This is a genomic window from Acidovorax sp. M2(2025), assembly GCF_049330835.1.
Classification (GTDB): Bacteria; Pseudomonadota; Gammaproteobacteria; order Burkholderiales; family Burkholderiaceae_C; genus Acidovorax.
Genome location: NZ_CP186262.1, coordinates 793,025 through 807,356, shown reverse-complemented (window position 1 = coordinate 807,356; position 14,332 = coordinate 793,025). Strand labels below are relative to the sequence as shown.

Annotated in this window: 14 protein-coding genes and 2 riboswitches; of the genes, 10 read left to right on the top strand and 4 right to left on the bottom strand. The window is 69.4% G+C overall.

Annotated elements, in window-relative coordinates; all coding sequences use genetic code 11:
* Positions 1-100 precede the first annotated feature (100 nt).
* The 7 genes from ACOYR3_RS03760 to ACOYR3_RS03730 all read left to right on the top strand — a co-directional run bounded on the left by ACOYR3_RS03760 (position 101) and on the right by ACOYR3_RS03730 (position 6,576).
* Positions 101-1,906, top strand: coding sequence for a hypothetical protein (locus ACOYR3_RS03760; protein WP_422845155.1), 1,806 nt, complete (start codon positions 101-103; stop codon positions 1,904-1,906).
* Positions 1,903-2,529 carry a hypothetical protein gene (locus tag ACOYR3_RS03755; protein ID WP_422845154.1) on the top strand — a complete coding sequence of 209 codons (627 nt, stop codon included), beginning with the start codon at positions 1,903-1,905 and terminating at the stop codon, positions 2,527-2,529. The genes ACOYR3_RS03760 and ACOYR3_RS03755 overlap by 4 nt, the downstream gene beginning before the upstream one ends.
* A gap of 214 nt (positions 2,530-2,743) precedes the next feature.
* The gene (locus ACOYR3_RS03750) at positions 2,744-3,580 is read left to right on the top strand and encodes a TetR/AcrR family transcriptional regulator (protein WP_422845153.1); all 837 of its coding nucleotides are present in this window, start codon (positions 2,744-2,746) and stop codon (positions 3,578-3,580) included.
* Positions 3,577-4,146, top strand: coding sequence for a DUF2867 domain-containing protein (locus ACOYR3_RS03745; RefSeq protein WP_422845152.1), 570 nt, complete (start codon positions 3,577-3,579; stop codon positions 4,144-4,146). The genes ACOYR3_RS03750 and ACOYR3_RS03745 overlap by 4 nt, the downstream gene beginning before the upstream one ends.
* A complete protein-coding gene (locus ACOYR3_RS03740) occupies positions 4,139-5,476 on the top strand; it encodes an ABC1 kinase family protein (RefSeq protein ID WP_422845151.1) in 1,338 nt (445 codons plus the stop codon). Before ACOYR3_RS03745 ends, ACOYR3_RS03740 begins: the two co-directional genes overlap by 8 nt.
* On the top strand, positions 5,473-5,853 hold the full coding sequence (locus ACOYR3_RS03735; protein ID WP_422845150.1) for a hypothetical protein: 381 nt from the start codon (positions 5,473-5,475) through the stop codon (positions 5,851-5,853). The genes ACOYR3_RS03740 and ACOYR3_RS03735 overlap by 4 nt, the downstream gene beginning before the upstream one ends.
* A 219-nt stretch (positions 5,854-6,072) precedes the next feature.
* Positions 6,073-6,576: a hypothetical protein gene (locus ACOYR3_RS03730; protein WP_422845149.1), complete on the top strand. Its 504-nt coding sequence runs from the start codon at positions 6,073-6,075 to the stop codon at positions 6,574-6,576.
* Positions 6,577-6,606: 30 nt separating this feature from the next.
* Here ACOYR3_RS03730 and ACOYR3_RS03725 read toward each other — a convergent pair whose 3' ends face one another.
* A complete protein-coding gene (locus tag ACOYR3_RS03725) occupies positions 6,607-7,392 on the bottom strand; it encodes a 2-keto-4-pentenoate hydratase (protein ID WP_422845148.1) in 786 nt (261 codons plus the stop codon).
* A 154-nt stretch (positions 7,393-7,546) separates the two neighbouring features.
* A riboswitch (glycine riboswitch) is annotated at positions 7,547-7,636 on the top strand.
* Positions 7,637-7,763, top strand: a riboswitch (glycine riboswitch).
* A gap of 94 nt (positions 7,764-7,857) precedes the next feature.
* Between ACOYR3_RS03725 and ACOYR3_RS03720 the strand changes: the two genes are divergently transcribed.
* The 3 genes from ACOYR3_RS03720 to ACOYR3_RS03710 all read left to right on the top strand — a co-directional run bounded on the left by ACOYR3_RS03720 (position 7,858) and on the right by ACOYR3_RS03710 (position 11,141).
* The gene (locus ACOYR3_RS03720; protein ID WP_422845147.1) at positions 7,858-9,177 is read left to right on the top strand and encodes a D-amino acid dehydrogenase; all 1,320 of its coding nucleotides are present in this window, start codon (positions 7,858-7,860) and stop codon (positions 9,175-9,177) included.
* A 230-nt stretch (positions 9,178-9,407) separates the two neighbouring features.
* A complete protein-coding gene (locus ACOYR3_RS03715; RefSeq protein ID WP_422845146.1) occupies positions 9,408-9,557 on the top strand; it encodes a hypothetical protein in 150 nt (49 codons plus the stop codon).
* Between the two features lie 258 nt (positions 9,558-9,815).
* Positions 9,816-11,141 carry a hemolysin family protein gene (locus ACOYR3_RS03710; RefSeq protein ID WP_422845145.1) on the top strand — a complete coding sequence of 442 codons (1,326 nt, stop codon included), beginning with the start codon at positions 9,816-9,818 and terminating at the stop codon, positions 11,139-11,141.
* 70 nt (positions 11,142-11,211) lie between these two features.
* Here the strand turns inward: ACOYR3_RS03710 and ACOYR3_RS03705 are convergent, their stop codons facing one another.
* The 3 genes from ACOYR3_RS03705 to ACOYR3_RS03695 all read right to left on the bottom strand — a co-directional run bounded on the left by ACOYR3_RS03705 (position 11,212) and on the right by ACOYR3_RS03695 (position 14,142).
* Complete coding sequence (locus ACOYR3_RS03705) at positions 11,212-12,561, bottom strand: FIST signal transduction protein (protein ID WP_422845144.1); 1,350 nt, start codon at positions 12,559-12,561, stop codon at positions 11,212-11,214.
* A 63-nt stretch (positions 12,562-12,624) separates the two neighbouring features.
* Entirely contained in the window at positions 12,625-13,521 is an 897-nt protein-coding gene (locus ACOYR3_RS03700; RefSeq protein WP_422845143.1) for a PhaM family polyhydroxyalkanoate granule multifunctional regulatory protein, read from the bottom strand.
* A gap of 114 nt (positions 13,522-13,635) precedes the next feature.
* Positions 13,636-14,142 (bottom strand): copper chaperone PCu(A)C, encoded by a 507-nt coding sequence (locus tag ACOYR3_RS03695; RefSeq protein WP_422845142.1) that lies wholly within the window; start codon positions 14,140-14,142, stop codon positions 13,636-13,638.
* Positions 14,143-14,332 lie beyond the last annotated feature (190 nt).

The window sequence follows — 14,332 nt, the reverse complement described above, 5'->3', positions numbered from 1 at the left end:
TGCGGCAATTGCCGGGAAAGGCCCGCGCCATCACGCACGCGCTCCCGGCGAGCGCCGCAGTTGCGCGGGCCGTCCCGGCCCCATCCAGCACCTTCACCCCATGCCCATCATTCAATTGCGCCACATGTCCAAGGTGGCTTCTTTCAGGCCCGCCCACAGCGCGGCGGTGCCCCGCGCCGTATGCAAGGCACTCGCCCAGACGGCGGCACTCGTCACTTTCCGCAACCTGGAGTCGGGCAAGCCCGACCTGCGGATCCGGCACGTGAATGCCACTTCGCGGTTCTTGCAGTTCCAGGCAGACTGTCTGCTCTTCTACGGCGTCGAGGGCGACTCGCCGCTGGCACCGCTCATCCTCTGGGACGCTGCGCACGCCCTGCCGGTGGGTGGGCGCATCGGCATGGCGGCGGATTTCGTGGACACCCCGTTTCTTGCACGGGACTACTTCGCGGGGGCACTGCAGAGCGAGGCAGCGACCGACGACGGCATCCGCTGGTTCACCAAGACGGCCCTGCTGCCCGCCGAGCAGGATGCGGGCCTGGATGCCTGGACCTTCGGCATTCCCGTGGGGCCCGAGGACGCCACGCCGCTGAACAAGACGGTGGAGCGGATCCTGGAACTGGACGTGCCCACGGCCGAGATCCTGCTGTGCGGGCGCCCCGGCGCCAATTTCAAATACTTCGACAAGGTCCGCATCGTGGGAGAAGACATTCCCGCGCCGCCGCTGCGCATTGGTGAAAAGAAGAACCGCCTGGCCCAGGAGGCGCGGCATCCAAATCTTTGCATCATTCACGACCGGGTATTTCTCCCCAGGAACTTCCACGAGGCCGTGAAGCGGTTTGGGGACTTCTTTCCCCTCACCACCATGCAGAGCTTGTGGTTCGACGACTATCACAACTGCGTGCCGTCGCGCTACTCCGACACAGGCGTGACGTTCAGCCTGAAGACCATGCCCGTGGCCGGGCTGATGCGCGACAACAATGTCGAAGCCCCCTCGGTCCTCTCCCCCTCGGTGTTTCCGCTGTCCGATCAAAGCGGCTTCTATACCGCCAATTCGCTCAAGTACAGCGAAGCTGCGTACCCCACCGGCAGCATGTACCTGTGCAAGCGCTCCGTGTGGAACCTTGTCCCGCAGACGCATCTGCTCCATTGGAACGAGTTCGAGGACCTCGAGCAGGCGTACCGTGCCGTCGCGGCCGGAGTGCCCCGCAAGGTCAATCCCTTTGCCCTGACCCAGACCCTCATGACCCGGGCCCTGCTCAACAGCGCCAAAAGCGGTGTGCTTGTCGAGCAGTTGAAGGGAGCACCGACCTTGCGCAGGGCCTGGACGGCCGTGCTCCCCCTCCGGCGCAAACCCGCGCTCAAGGTGAGCCAGGAGTCCGCGCTGCGCGCCATGCAGCGCTTCGTTTCCAAGTACTCCGCTGACCGCGAGCAGTTCCAGCTGCCGTCCCAGGCGGTGGTTGATTCGGCCTCGCGGTTCGAAGCCATCATCCGGATCCTCCAGCGCGCCAAGGTACCCGTCCAGCAGGGCCCCCTGCGCCAGTTCGTCGCGGACTTCGAAAAGCTCGTGATGTTTGACCAGGTGCCGTATTCGATGGTGGACGACATTTGCCGGGACATCGTGTTCCACAAGATGTCGGCGGTGGACGCTCTGCTCATCAAGAACCCGTTGCTGCGCCGGCACCTCACGCTGCGCCCGTCCAAAGGCATGTTCTACCAGTCGCTGGAAGACTATTTCACCAAGCCCTCCCTGGCGCTGCGGCTGGGCACCCTGCTCTCGGCCCTCTACCTGTACCGCTCGCGCAAGGACCTCGTTTTCCTGGAAGGCGGGGTGCTCGCCTACTACCGGGCGATCCTGCAGACAACGCCCTTCCATTCGCGGGGCAGCGCTCAGAAGGAAGGCGCATGATGCATGTGTTCATTGCTTCCACGTCGGCGTGGACGAATCATGGCCCTGCATGCACGGCCATCGCCCACCGGATGCTGGCCTCCACGGTCGCATCGCCGCAGACCCTGGTCATTGACCTGCCCACCGCGCAGCGGGAGCCCCAGACGGCCGATGGGACGGCACTGGCTGCAGCGCCCACGCCGGTGTCCATGCGCTCCTGGATCGATCACTTCTTTCGCGACCAGCCCATGCTGGACGTGGAACGCGTGCATCGCGCCGCGCGCGAGCTGTGCACGGAAGGGACCCTGATCGCAGCCATTGATGCGTCCGCCCTGGATGCGGGCCTCATCGACCGCACCATGAACCAGCTGCGCATCGCCTTCTATGGCTGCGCGCATTGGCCTGGCGTGCTGGTGCTGGTCGTGGACGACGCCATCCTGCACGACGTGGCCGGCTTCGCGGGCCATGTGTTCTATGTCCAGCCCCAGGTGACGGGCCAATCCAAGATCAACGCCCAGCTGCGCCACCTGGTCCGCTTTGCGCGCATGGAAGGCCTCTTCGGCCTGCGCCACAGCGTGGTGAACAGGTTGAACAATTGGCTCGACCGCCTCCGCCGCGGCCTGAGCGTCACCGAAGAACACTGACCGCGAGGCCGCCCCGGGGCGCTGCAACAGCGCGCCGGGGCAGCGGCCCCTTTCCCTTGCCGGCCCCGCGGCGGCTTCCCCCTTGCACCAACCTCTGACGCCGGCCCTCGGCAGGGACGGCCGTGCGCGTCCCTGCCGGCCGCAGAACAACGCGCTTGACGCTTTAAACAAAAATAACTATTCTTTAATCAACTTAAAACTTCATTTTTATGAAATGAAAACCACCCGCCAGCAGCAAGAGGCCACGCGCCGCCAGATCCTGGCCAGCGCGGTGGACCTGATGACCCGCCAGGGCTTTGACGGCACGACGATGAAGGACATCGCACGCGCCGCCGGCATTGGCGACGCCACGATCTACAAGTACTTTCCCACCAAGGACCGCATCGTGGTGGGCTACCTGGACGACGCGGTGCAGCAGGCGCTGGACGCCGCGTTGCAGACCCCGGGCTTCGCTGGCTACCAGCTGCAGGAAAAGCTGCAGCGCCTGACGGACGCGGTGCTCGAGCACCTGCTGGCCGACCGGGAATTCGTGGCGCAGGTGCGCACGCTGGCCCAGCGCTCGCCCCTGTCCATGCTGGCCGAGCCGCTGGCCGCGCGCCAGCGCTTGCGCGAAGCGGTGGCCAGCTTTCTGGAGGCCGCCGAGGCCAGCGGCGAGATCGAGCCCTGCGACTTCAAGGGCGTGGCGGGCAGCCTGTACACCGACTACCTCGCCGGTGTGGTCACGTACTGGCTGGGCGACACCTCCGACGAGTTTGCCGACACCGCGCAGCTGGTGGACCTCTCGCTGGGCGTGCTGGTGCAGACGCTGCGCAGCGGCCTGGTCAACCGGGTGCTGCAGCTGGGCGGCTTTGTGTTGCGCAGCCAGATGGCCCGCATGGCCCAGCACCGCAGCGGGCTGCTAGGGCTGCTGCAGCTGGCCCGGCAGACGGTGGGCAGCGCACCGCGGCGGGAGCAGGCCGGGGAGGACGCGCCGCCCGCGCCCGCCCGCAAACCCCGTGCAGCACGGCCTTCAGCAGCCTCCGCCAGCAAAAAGAGGAAGGGCACCCCATGACCGCCACCTCGCCCCCCCAGGCTGTACCCACCGTGCGCGCCACGCAGGTGCCGCCCGGCACCGCCATCCACGCCACGCTGCCCGGCGCCCACTTTTTCGATGCCTATGAGGTGGCCGACCGGCACCCGGAGCGCCCGTCGCTGCAGGCGTGGCTGGACGTGGCCGCGCGCACCCCGGCGTGGACACGCGCGCTCATGGCCGTGCGCAACCAGGCCGTGCGGCTCGTCGGTCTGAAGGACCTGGGCCAGCTGCACGACGGCCACCCGCCCGCCAGCGGCCGCGCGCTGAACGACGCGCGCAGCTACCGGGTGGGCGACCGCGTGGGCATCTTCCGCATCCGGCACCTGAGCGACACGGAAGTGGTGATGGGCCAGGACGACCGGCACCTGGACGTGCAGGTCTCCATCTGCAAGCGCGCCGCAGCCCCGGGCGCCGCGCCCACCGTGGTGCTGAGCACCGTGGTGCACATCCACAACCTGCTGGGCCACGCCTACATGGCGGTGGTCACGCCCTTCCACCGCGTCATCGCCCGCGACACGGCGCAGCGCCTGGCACAGCATGGTTAGCGACCGCGCCCCGCGCACCAGCAAACTGGCCCGCAGCGCCATCACCGGGCTGGCCGCCGCACGCATCGGCATGGCCGAGGTGGGGCACCGCACCCGCCGCCGCACACCCGCGGCCCAGGCCGAGCATGAAGCCGCCGTGGGCCGCATCCTGTTTGGCGCGCTGGGGCAGTTGCGCGGCTCGGCGCTGAAGGTGTCGCAGCTGCTCAGCATGCACCCGCAGCTGCTGCCCGAGGGCGTGCGGCGCGAGCTGGCCCGCGCGCACTGCCAGGCCCTGCCGCTGAACCGCGCGCTGGTGGGCCGCGTGTTCCGCCAGGCGTTCGGCCAGGAGCCGGAGGCGCTGTTCGATCACTTCGAGCCCACCGCGTTTGCCGCCGCCAGCCTGGGCCAGGTGCACCGCGCCCAGCTGGCGGGCCACGGCACGGTGGCCGTGAAGGTGCAGTACCCCGGCATCGCCAGCACCATCGCCAGCGACATGCAGCTGGTGCGCGGCGTGCTGCGCACCCTGGCCCACACCGACCTGCCCCTGCCGGAAGCACCCGTTGTGCAGGCGGTGATGGACGAGATCGAGGCCACCTTGCTGCGCGAGGTGGACTACCTGCAGGAGGCGGCGCAGCTGCAGTGGTTTGCGCAGCACGCGGCACAGCCCGGTGTGGTGATCGCGCGGCCCGTGCTGTCGCACACCCGGGCGCAGGTGCTCACGCAGCAGTTCCTGCCCGGCCAGCCGCTGCAGGCCTGGCTGGCCACGCGGCCCCGCCAGGCGCTGCGCGACCAGGCGGGGCAGCGCCTGTGGGACTGGTTCCTGCACTGCACCTTCGTGCTCGGCAGGGTGCATGCCGATCCGCACCCCGGCAACTTCGTGTTCACGCCGGACGGCGCGGTGGGGGTACTGGACTTCGGCTGTACCCGCGAGCTGTCCGCGCCGTTCCGGCACCACGTGGCCAGCGCCTGGTCGGCCCTGCTGCGGCCGGCGGGCGATCCGCAGCGCGATGCGCAGGTGCTGCAGGCTTACCAGGCCCTGGGGCTGGCCCGCCCGGACCTGGCCGTGCCCACCTATGCGCGCGACATTGCCCCCGTGCTGGCAGAGATGCAGGCCTGGCAGGTGGAGCCGTTCACCCGGCCGGTGTTCGACTTCGGCACCAAGGCCCCCGTGCCCCTCACCCCGCCAGCGCACCAGCGCGTGCTGGGGGAACATCTGGTGCAGGTGCCGCGCGAGATGCCCGTTTTCGAACGCATGTGGATGGGCCTCATGCACCTGCTCACCCTGCTGGGCGCGCGCGTGCACACGCACCACCCCCAGATCCACGGCAGCGGGCCGCATTCGCCGGCATGAACACCGCACTGGTCCTGGCGGCGGTGGGCCTCGCGGTGGTGGGTGCGGCCCACTCGGTGGTCGGGGAACTGCGGGTCTTCCGCCCGCTGCGCACGCGCGGCGTGGTGCCCACCGCGGGGCAGCCGGTGCTGCGCGAACGGCAGGTGCGCATCCTGTGGGGCACCTGGCACTTGGCCACCGTGCTGGGCTGGGCCTTGAGCGCGCTGCTGTGGCGCCTGGGCACCGTGCCTGCGGACCCCGACCTGGACGCCTGGGTGGCCGATGTGGCGGGCGCCGCCACGCTCGCCAGCGGGCTGCTGGTGTTCTTTGCAACGGACGGCCGGCACCCCGCCTGGGTGGCGCTGCTCACGGTGGCCGCCCTCGTCTGGTGGCGCTGACCCGGCGGGCGGCGGCAGCGTGAAAAACATCACGGAATTGCGGCCTTTCGCACGGTCGGGAAACACTACGTCACAAGTCTTCGCCAAACGCCTACACCGGCTTGACAACCCGCACGCACCATGAAGGCTCCGGTTCCGCAAGGAATCACTTGTCAGACGCCTCGGACATGTCCTCCAGAACCCGCGTGAGAACGTTGAACAGGCGCCAAGGAGACCACCATGCACCGCAATGCACTCGCCGCTGTTTCCGTCGCCCTGCTGTCCGCCCTGGGCACCGCCACCGTGGCGCAGGCACAGACCAGCGCCACTGTCGTGATCCAGTCGGGTCCGCCCCCGCAATACCGCCCGGCCGCGCCCGTCGTTGTCCAGTACGGCCCGCCGCCGCCGCCCCGCCACGAAGTCATGCCCCATGCCCGCCGTGGCATGGTGTGGGTGCCCGGCCACTGGGAATGGCGCGGACACCGCTATGTGTGGCTGCAGGGCTACTGGGTGAAGGCCCGCCCGGGCTACTACTACCGCGAGCCTCGCTGGGTGGAGCACGGCGGCCGCTGGGAGATGCGCCCCGGCGGGTGGGACCGCGATGGCGACGGCATTCCCAACCGGTATGACCGGGACCGCGACGGTGACGGCATCCCGAATCGCTACGAGCGGCCCCGCGACCACGACCGCGACGGCGTGCCCAACCGCTACGACCGCCGCCCCGACAACCCGTACCGCCACTGACGCACGGCGGGTGGCCGGCGCGTGAACGCCTCAGTCCACGCGCAGCACGGCGGACCCGAGCCCCGGAAAGTCTGCGACCACCTCGGTGCCGGGTGCGACCAGCACCGTCCCCGTGCAGGAGCCGGTAGTCACCCACTGGCCTGCGCGCAATCCACCCAGGCTGGCGGCGCCGCCGCTGGCCAGCCATGCCAGCAGGCGCAAGGGGTCGCCCGCAGGGTTGCCGCCTGCAGCGTGCCGCACCGCCGCTTCGCCATTCACCCACAGGCAGACCGGCTGCTGCAGGGGCCGCACCGCCGCCACGTCGGCGGAGCCGGAGCCCACCACCAGGGCGCCATGGCAGGCCTGGTCGGCCAGCCGGCTCCACTCGCCTTGTCGCGCCCAGGCGGCAAAGCGGGTGTCGCACACCTCGATAGCGGCGCGCACCGAAACCACGGCAGCCAGCACCTCTTCGGGGCCGTACGGTGTGCTTCGGGGAGGCAGGTCGGCGCCCAGCTCATAGACCAGTTCGGCCTCCACGCCAACCACCGCAAAATCCGCGGCCGCGAGCCGGACGGTCGGCGGCTCTCCGGCAGCCACCCACACGGAATCGCGGGTGAGGGCCGCACGCGCGGGCTGGGCCTGCGGGCTTGCGGCCCCAACCTTCCAGCCGGCCACCTCCGCGCGCTCGCGCACCACCGCGTCCTGCACCGCATAGGCCTGCGCGGCGTCCCGCGGCCGCAGCCCCGCGGGCAAGTCCAGCGGCCGGGGCATGCGCCCCTGGCGCGCCATGGTCAGGACGGCAGCGGCGGCAAAGGCATCAAAAGCGGTGTCGGGCATGGAAGGCATCCTGGCGTGCGGGGCGCAGGCCGTTGGTTGGGTGGAGGGAAACAGCAGTGCGACGGATTATGGCCACCCGGCCCTGCTCGCATCAGCAACGATTGCCGGCCATTAGCACGGCAAGATGCCGGTGGGCGCCGCAGTGCTTCCTAGAATCAGCCCCGCAGGAGAGCACGCGGCACCGCCCGCGTCACCGAAGGCGCAAACTCCCATGCACGCTCAGGTTCCGTACTGCATCTTTTTTCAAAAGCCGTCTGGAGAGACGCCACCGCCCCGGACACCACGGGGCTGCGTAGCGCACCGAAGGAGCAAGCCGCAGCCCGGGTGGGTGCGCGGTGAATCTCTCAGGTACCAAGGACAGGGGGAGCGGCAGCTTGGCGGAAGCGCGCCAGCTGCATGCTATTAAATTTATAGCTGTCTGCGCACATCCATCAAGCGCCAGAGCCCAGAAAGGCTTTGAAAATCATGCGCGTGATCGTTTTGGGTGCCGGCTTGCTCGGCGTGACTTCGGCGTATTTCCTTGCACAGCGCGGCCACGAGGTGACCGTCATCGACCGCCAGGCCACACCCGGCGCCGAGACCAGCTTTGCCAACGGGGGACAGATCTCGGTGAGTCATGCCGAGCCCTGGGCCAACCCCAGCGCGCCGCTGAAGGTGCTGCAGTGGCTGGGCAAGGAAGATGCACCGCTGCTGTTCCGCCTGCGCGCGGACATGCGGCAGTGGCTGTGGGGCCTGTCCTTCCTGCGCAACTGCACGCCCGCGCGCACGCGCCACAACATCGAGCAGATCGTCAACCTGGGCACCTACAGCCGCAGCGTGCTGCAGCAGCTGCGCGCGGCCACGGGCCTCCAATACGACCAGCGCACGCAGGGCATCCTGCACTTCTATACCAACGCCCAGGAATTCGAGGGCGCGCTCGCCCCCGCGGAGCAGATGCGTGCGCTGGGCTGCGAGCGCCAGGTCATCAGCGCCGACGAGGCCGTGCGCATTGAGCCGGCCCTCGCCCACATCCGCCCGCAGCTGGCCGGCGCCACCTACACGGCCGAGGACGAATCCGGCGACGCCAACCAGTTCACCCGCGAACTGGCCAGGTTGTGCGAGGCGGCAGGCGTGCAATTCCGCCTGGGCCACCACATCACCGCGCTGCGCGAGGTGGCCGGCCGCATCGACCATGTGGAAGTGACCAATGCCGAAGGCCGCTTCGAGCGCGTGCGCGGCGATGCCTTCGTGCTGGCGCTGGGCTCGTTCAGCCCGCTGCTGGCCCAGCCACTGGGCATTGAATTGCCCATCTACCCGGCCAAGGGCTATTCGGTGACCATGCCCGTCAAGGACGCGCGCTTGGCGCACCAGGTGAGCCTGACGGACGATGAGTTCAAGCTCGTGTTCTCGCGCTACACAAGCGAACGCGGCGGTGACCGCCTGCGCATTGCCGGCACGGCGGAGCTGAACGGCTACGACCGCCACCTGAACCCCGTGCGCTGCGAGGCCATCGTGCGCCGCGTGGAGCAGCTCTTCCCCGGCGCGGGCGACACCGCGCAGGCCCAGTTCTGGACGGGCCTGCGCCCCGCCACGCCCAGCAACGTGCCGCTGATCGGCGCCACGCGCCTGGGCAACCTGTTCCTCAACACCGGCCACGGCACGCTGGGCTGGACGCACGCTTGCGGCTCGGGCCAGGCCCTGGCCGACATCGTGAGCGGCCGGGTGCCGGAGGTGGACTTTGCCTTCCAGGGCGTGCAGGGGCGTCGCCCCGGCGCGGCCCTGGTGCCGTCGCGCACGGCGGCTTGAGCGGCTTGAGCCGCCTGCCCGCCGGCGGCGCCCACCTCGCGCGCAATGCCCAGGCACCGCGCGGGGCGCCGGGCGGCGCTACTCGGCCGCGCCCGTGGCCTGCGCTATGAAGCGCTCCACGGCCTGCATGTCCGCCCCGGCATACAAAGGCATCACGCCACCGCTGCCGACCCCGCGGAGCTGGCGCGCGGCAAAGCGCTGTTCACCACCCTCCAGCCCGCCTGTGCCGCATGAGCGCCAAGGAAGCGGACGGCCTGCTGGCGCGCGGCGCGGTGCTGGTGGATACCCGCACCGAAATGGAATACAAGGCAAACGCATCCGCGAGGATGACTTCCAGTCGCTGGACAAGCCTGGCCCGCTCGACAAGGCCAGGCCCGTGATCTTTGCCTGCAACGGGGCCAAGTGCTGGAAGTGCTGGACGTCCTGCATACAAGGCCGCCAAGGTTGCGGCATCGCGCGGCTTCACGTCGGTGTACTGGCTGCGCGGCGGCTTGCCGGGGTGCGATGCGCAGGGGCTGCCCACCGAAGGCGGCTGACCGGGCCACCACCCCATTGGTCCCGGCGCGCCGGGCTCCCGCCCCCAGTTCCCTACAATCAGCGGCTTCTCAACACGCAAGGGCACGTTCGGTGCCCTTTGTATGGAAATCGCAATACTGTTCGCCCTCATCCTGCTCAACGGCCTGTTCGCCATGTCCGAGATTGCCCTGGTCACGGCACGCAAGGCGCGGCTGCAAAAGCTGATTGATGAGGGCGACAGCAGCGCCGCCGCGGCCGTCAAGCTCGGCGAAGACCCCACCCGCTTCCTGTCCACGATCCAGATCGGCATCACCTCGATCGGCGTGCTCAACGGTATCGTCGGCGAAGCCGCGCTGGCCGCGCCGCTGGCCGGCCTGCTGGAGCGCCTGGGCGTGCCGCAGCCGTATGGCGGCTACGCGGCCACGGCACTGGTGGTGGTGCTGATCACCTATTTCTCCATCGTGGTGGGAGAGCTGGTGCCCAAGCGCATCGGCCAGTCCTACCCGGAAACCTTTGCACGCCTGGTGGCGCGGCCCATCAACTTTCTGGCGGTGGCCACCAAGCCGTTTGTGCTGCTGCTGTCCACTTCCACGCGCACGCTGCTGCGTCTGCTGGGGGTCAAGGAAACCAGCGGCAGCCCCGTGACAGAGGAAGAGATCCACGCCATGCTGGTGGAAGGCACCACCGCCGGCGTGATCGAGTCGCACGAGCACACCATGGTGCGCAACGTGTTCCGCCTGGACGACCGGCAGATCGGCTCGCTGATGGTGCCGCGCGGCGACGTGGTGTGCCTGGACGTGGACGCCCCGTTTGAAGAAAACCTGCGCTGCATTGAAGAATCCGACCATGCGCGCTTTCCCGTGGTGCGCGGCGGCATGGACAACATCCTGGGGGTGGTCAACGCGCGCCAATGGCTTTCGCGCGCCCTCCTCGACGAGTCCCGCAAGCTGGCGGACCAGCCGCTGCAGGCGGCGCTGTACGTGCCCGAGACCATCACCGGCATGGAACTGCTGGACAACTTCCGCCTGTCGGATGTGCACATGGCCTTTGTCATCGACGAGTACGGCGAGGTGCAGGGCATCGTGACGCTGCAGGACCTGATCGAGGCGATCACCGGGGAATTCCAGCCCCGCGACCCCGAGACCTCCTGGGCCTTGCAGCGCGAGGACGGCAGCTGGCTGCTGGACGGCCACATCCCCGTGCCCGAACTGAAAGACCGGCTGGAACTGGACTCCGTGCCCGAAGAGGAGCGCGGCCGCTACCACACCCTGAGCGGCATGATCATGCTGCTGACGGGCCGATTGCCCAAGGTGACCGACACCGTGCAGTGGGAAGGCTGGAAGCTGGAGGTGGTGGACATGGACGGCAAGACCATCGACAAGATCCTGGCCACCCGGCTGACTGAAGCGGAAAAGGCGCAGGCAGAGGGCGACACGCCGGTCCCTTGACCGGCTACTGCGGAGGCCCTGCCAGCGCGCCCGGTTTCAGGGGGCTACCGGGCTTCAGGACCTCCAGGCCTCAGCGGCCTGCAGGGTCTGGCGCAGCATCCACGAACACGGTGAGCACGCCGGTGTAGCCGTACAGGTGGTGGTGCGCAATCTCGCCGCCGGCGAAGAACCCCACCAGAGGCACGTCGCCCAGCGCGTGGCGCACGATCTGCAGCTCGGCGCTGGGGCCGCCAAAGTGCGGGCCGCCGCGGCCTGAACAGCTCACGTACACCGCTCCACAGATCTGCCGCGCCGCAGGGCGCTCGCCGGGCGTGCGCTGAGGCATACGGGCCAGCGCAGCCCGCGACGCGGCTGCGCCGCCGAGCGCTGCGGACGCCAGGGGCGCGGACTCCGGCTCCTCCGGCGCAAGCTCTTCCCGGATCTCGGCGCAGATGCGCATCAGGTCGGCCCGCGCCGCCGACACGTTGCGCTGGCAGAACGCGAGGTGCATGCCGGCCTCCACCGGTTCGGCAAGCGCCACGCCGTGCCGGGCACCGTCCAGCCCGATGATGTGGCGCACGCGCGTGTCGGCGCCAAAATGGCCCGTGCGGCGCTGGCCCTGGGGCTGCGGGCCCGCGTCCACCAGGCCGGCCAGCGTGGCGCGGACCTTGCGCAGGGCCGGCTGGGGGTCGCCCTCCAGCGTCACCTGCAGCGTGTCCAGCAGCACGTCCAGAGCCGGCTCGCCGTCCAGCTCCAGCACCAGGTTGTCCTGCGCCTGGGTGATGGTGTGCAGCGGCCCCACCGGCTGGCAGCCCTGCGTGACCCGGGACAGCAGCGACACACCGGCCCCGAACGCCACGCCCGACAAGCCGCCGCCGAACACGCCACTGGCCGCGCCCTGCCCGGCGATGTTGCCGTTTCCCCCCACCGCAAACTGCACGCTGGCGCCCCGGCTGGCGCTGACGCCGCCAAACAGGTACCCCGTTTCGGTGCGCGCCGCCATTTCCGTGAGCAGGCCGGCCAGATCCGGCGTCGTCCCGTCGGCATGCACCAGTGCCGTGTGGGCGGTGAATGCGCCGGGGTCCCGGTGCGGCGGGTGCGCGGGCAGCGGGGCCACCCCCGAGAACACGCGGTACTGGTCGGCCGGCACGTCCAGCAGCATCACCGACAGGGCGGGCTCGTCGAAGTACTCGGCGTTGCAGGCCGAGACGCCCACGCCTACGGTCCCGCTCCAGTCGGTCACCTCGGGCAGCTCGCTGCTGAGGTAGTCGAGCAGCTCGCGGGCTTCGCCGGCGTAGTGGTCGGTGATGTACACCAGGCCCAGCGTGGGCGCTGCGGCGTAGCCAGGCAAGGCCATCTGGGCACGCAACTGCGCCAGCACCAGCGCCGCGGCCATGCGCCATTGCGGGTGCGTGGCGTGGCCCGTAGGAAAGAGTTTCATCCGGGTCTCCCGAAATCAGGCAGGCTGGCGGGCAGCACCCGGGGGTGCTTGCCGCAGGCCGCTTCAGCCGGTGCGCTTGCGCGCCGTGCCGCGCGCGGCGGTGGATTTCTTGGCCGCGGCGCTGCGGGCCGGCTTGGCGCCGGCAGCCTTGCGCGGCGCTGCAGCGCGCTTGGGCGCAGCGGTCCGGCCGGCGGGCGGAGCCTTCTTGCCCGCGCCGGGCTGCAGGGTCTGCAGGCCCTTGGCCGCGAACTGGCTGGCCATGCCGGAGGCGGTCTTCAGCGCCTCCTTGGCGAGGCCGGTGGCCATGTTCTTGGTGGTGTCGATGGCCGTCTGCTTTGCCGCGTCCGTCATGGCGTTGGCGGCAATCTGCTGGAACTGGCTGGTGAGGGCGCCCCACCATTGCATCGGGTCCACCACGGGGGCGGCGGCCGTCTCGGCGGCCTTGCCCGTGCGGGATTTGCCCTTGGCCTTGGGAGCTGCGGCCGGCGCCTCGGCTTCGGCCTCCGCGGGCTCGTCGCTGGCTTCTTGCGCTGCCGCGCTGGTGCGCGCAGCGGCGCGGGCGGCGGCGCCGGCCACGGCGTCGGCGGCGCCGCTCACCGTGTCGGCGGCCTTCTGCACACCGCTCATCACGGTATCGGCCGTCTTGAGCTTGAAGGCGTTGGCCACGTCGCCCATGCTGAAGTTCATGCCCTTGAGCGTGGCCAACGTCATCTTCTGCACTTCCAGCGCCTGGATGGTGGCGGCCAGCGCCCGCGAGTTCTGCTCCAGCCAGAACTGCACGGCCTTGAGTTCCTCGATGCGTTTTTCCAGCTCTTCGACGTTGATCGTCGGCGCCACCCAGTTGGAGAGATTGGGCAACTGCGGGATGCTGCTGGTCGCCCCCTTGGCCAGGTTTTGCAGAAAGTCGAACCCGGGGACGAACTTGCCGAAACCGAAGGCGCTGGATGTGTTGTCACTCATGGCCGCTCCAGGAGGTGGTCTGTGGTGGGGGCACAGCTTACTCCAACCCGCGCGGCCACGGCAGGTGGCGTCAGCCTTTGCACGGGCGGTTGGCGCCCCTGCGCGAGACTTTTTTCAGTGCTTGTGGCCGTTCATCATCATGCCGCCGGGCGCGGGGGAACCTGCCGGCGGCGTGGCCGCCACGGGCACCGCCAGGCTCAGGCTGCTTTCGCTGCCCTTGGCGTCCTGGAACACCAGCGTCAGCGGCACGGTGGTGCCGCCGGCCAGCGGGGCCTTGAGGTCCATCAGCATGACGTGATAGCCGCCGGGCTTGAGCTCCACCGCCTTCCCGGCGGGCAGCTCCAGCGACGGCACGGCGCGCATCTTCATCACGTCGCCTTCCATTTTCATTTCATGCACTTCGGTCACGCCGGCCGCAGGCGATTCGGCACGCACCAGGCGCGCCCCGTCCTTGGCGGTCAGGCGCATGAACGCGCCGGTGGCCTTCTGGCCCTGCACGCTGGCGCGGGCCCAGGCGCCGTCGACGGTGACCGGGGCGGCGGTCTGGGCCTGCACGGGCAGGGCCGCCAGGGCCGTCACAAAGGCGCAGGCAAGGGTGGCGGAGTGGATCAGTTTTTTCATGGTGAAGGGTCCTTTGGGTCGAGGAGGTATGTCGCAAGAATGGGAGCGAAGCGCCATATCGGTAATATTCGGCGCTAGCGCTTATGTAGAAAGCGCAAACAGCTATAAATTTTATAGCATTTTACAAAGCCGGCGAGGCGGTCTTTTCCGTTTTGGGTGCTCAAGGCTCCTGGGGGCACGGGCCGCGCAG

Excerpts from the sequence above, each read along its gene's own strand:
- ACOYR3_RS03760 (WP_422845155.1), top strand. The coding sequence starts at position 101 with ATGCCCATCATTCAATTGCGCCACATGTCCAAGGTGGCTTCTTTCAGG.
- ACOYR3_RS03755 (WP_422845154.1), top strand. The coding sequence starts at position 1,903 with ATGATGCATGTGTTCATTGCTTCCACGTCGGCGTGGACGAATCATGGC.
- ACOYR3_RS03750 (WP_422845153.1), top strand. The coding sequence starts at position 2,744 with ATGAAAACCACCCGCCAGCAGCAAGAGGCCACGCGCCGCCAGATCCTG.
- ACOYR3_RS03745 (WP_422845152.1), top strand. The coding sequence starts at position 3,577 with ATGACCGCCACCTCGCCCCCCCAGGCTGTACCCACCGTGCGCGCCACG.
- ACOYR3_RS03740 (WP_422845151.1), top strand. The coding sequence starts at position 4,139 with ATGGTTAGCGACCGCGCCCCGCGCACCAGCAAACTGGCCCGCAGCGCC.
- ACOYR3_RS03735 (WP_422845150.1), top strand. The coding sequence starts at position 5,473 with ATGAACACCGCACTGGTCCTGGCGGCGGTGGGCCTCGCGGTGGTGGGT.
- ACOYR3_RS03730 (WP_422845149.1), top strand. The coding sequence starts at position 6,073 with ATGCACCGCAATGCACTCGCCGCTGTTTCCGTCGCCCTGCTGTCCGCC.
- ACOYR3_RS03725 (WP_422845148.1), bottom strand. The coding sequence starts at position 7,392 with ATGCCCGACACCGCTTTTGATGCCTTTGCCGCCGCTGCCGTCCTGACC.
- ACOYR3_RS03720 (WP_422845147.1), top strand. The coding sequence starts at position 7,858 with ATGCGCGTGATCGTTTTGGGTGCCGGCTTGCTCGGCGTGACTTCGGCG.
- ACOYR3_RS03715 (WP_422845146.1), top strand. The coding sequence starts at position 9,408 with ATGAGCGCCAAGGAAGCGGACGGCCTGCTGGCGCGCGGCGCGGTGCTG.
- ACOYR3_RS03710 (WP_422845145.1), top strand. The coding sequence starts at position 9,816 with ATGGAAATCGCAATACTGTTCGCCCTCATCCTGCTCAACGGCCTGTTC.
- ACOYR3_RS03705 (WP_422845144.1), bottom strand. The coding sequence starts at position 12,561 with ATGAAACTCTTTCCTACGGGCCACGCCACGCACCCGCAATGGCGCATG.
- ACOYR3_RS03700 (WP_422845143.1), bottom strand. The coding sequence starts at position 13,521 with ATGAGTGACAACACATCCAGCGCCTTCGGTTTCGGCAAGTTCGTCCCC.
- ACOYR3_RS03695 (WP_422845142.1), bottom strand. The coding sequence starts at position 14,142 with ATGAAAAAACTGATCCACTCCGCCACCCTTGCCTGCGCCTTTGTGACG.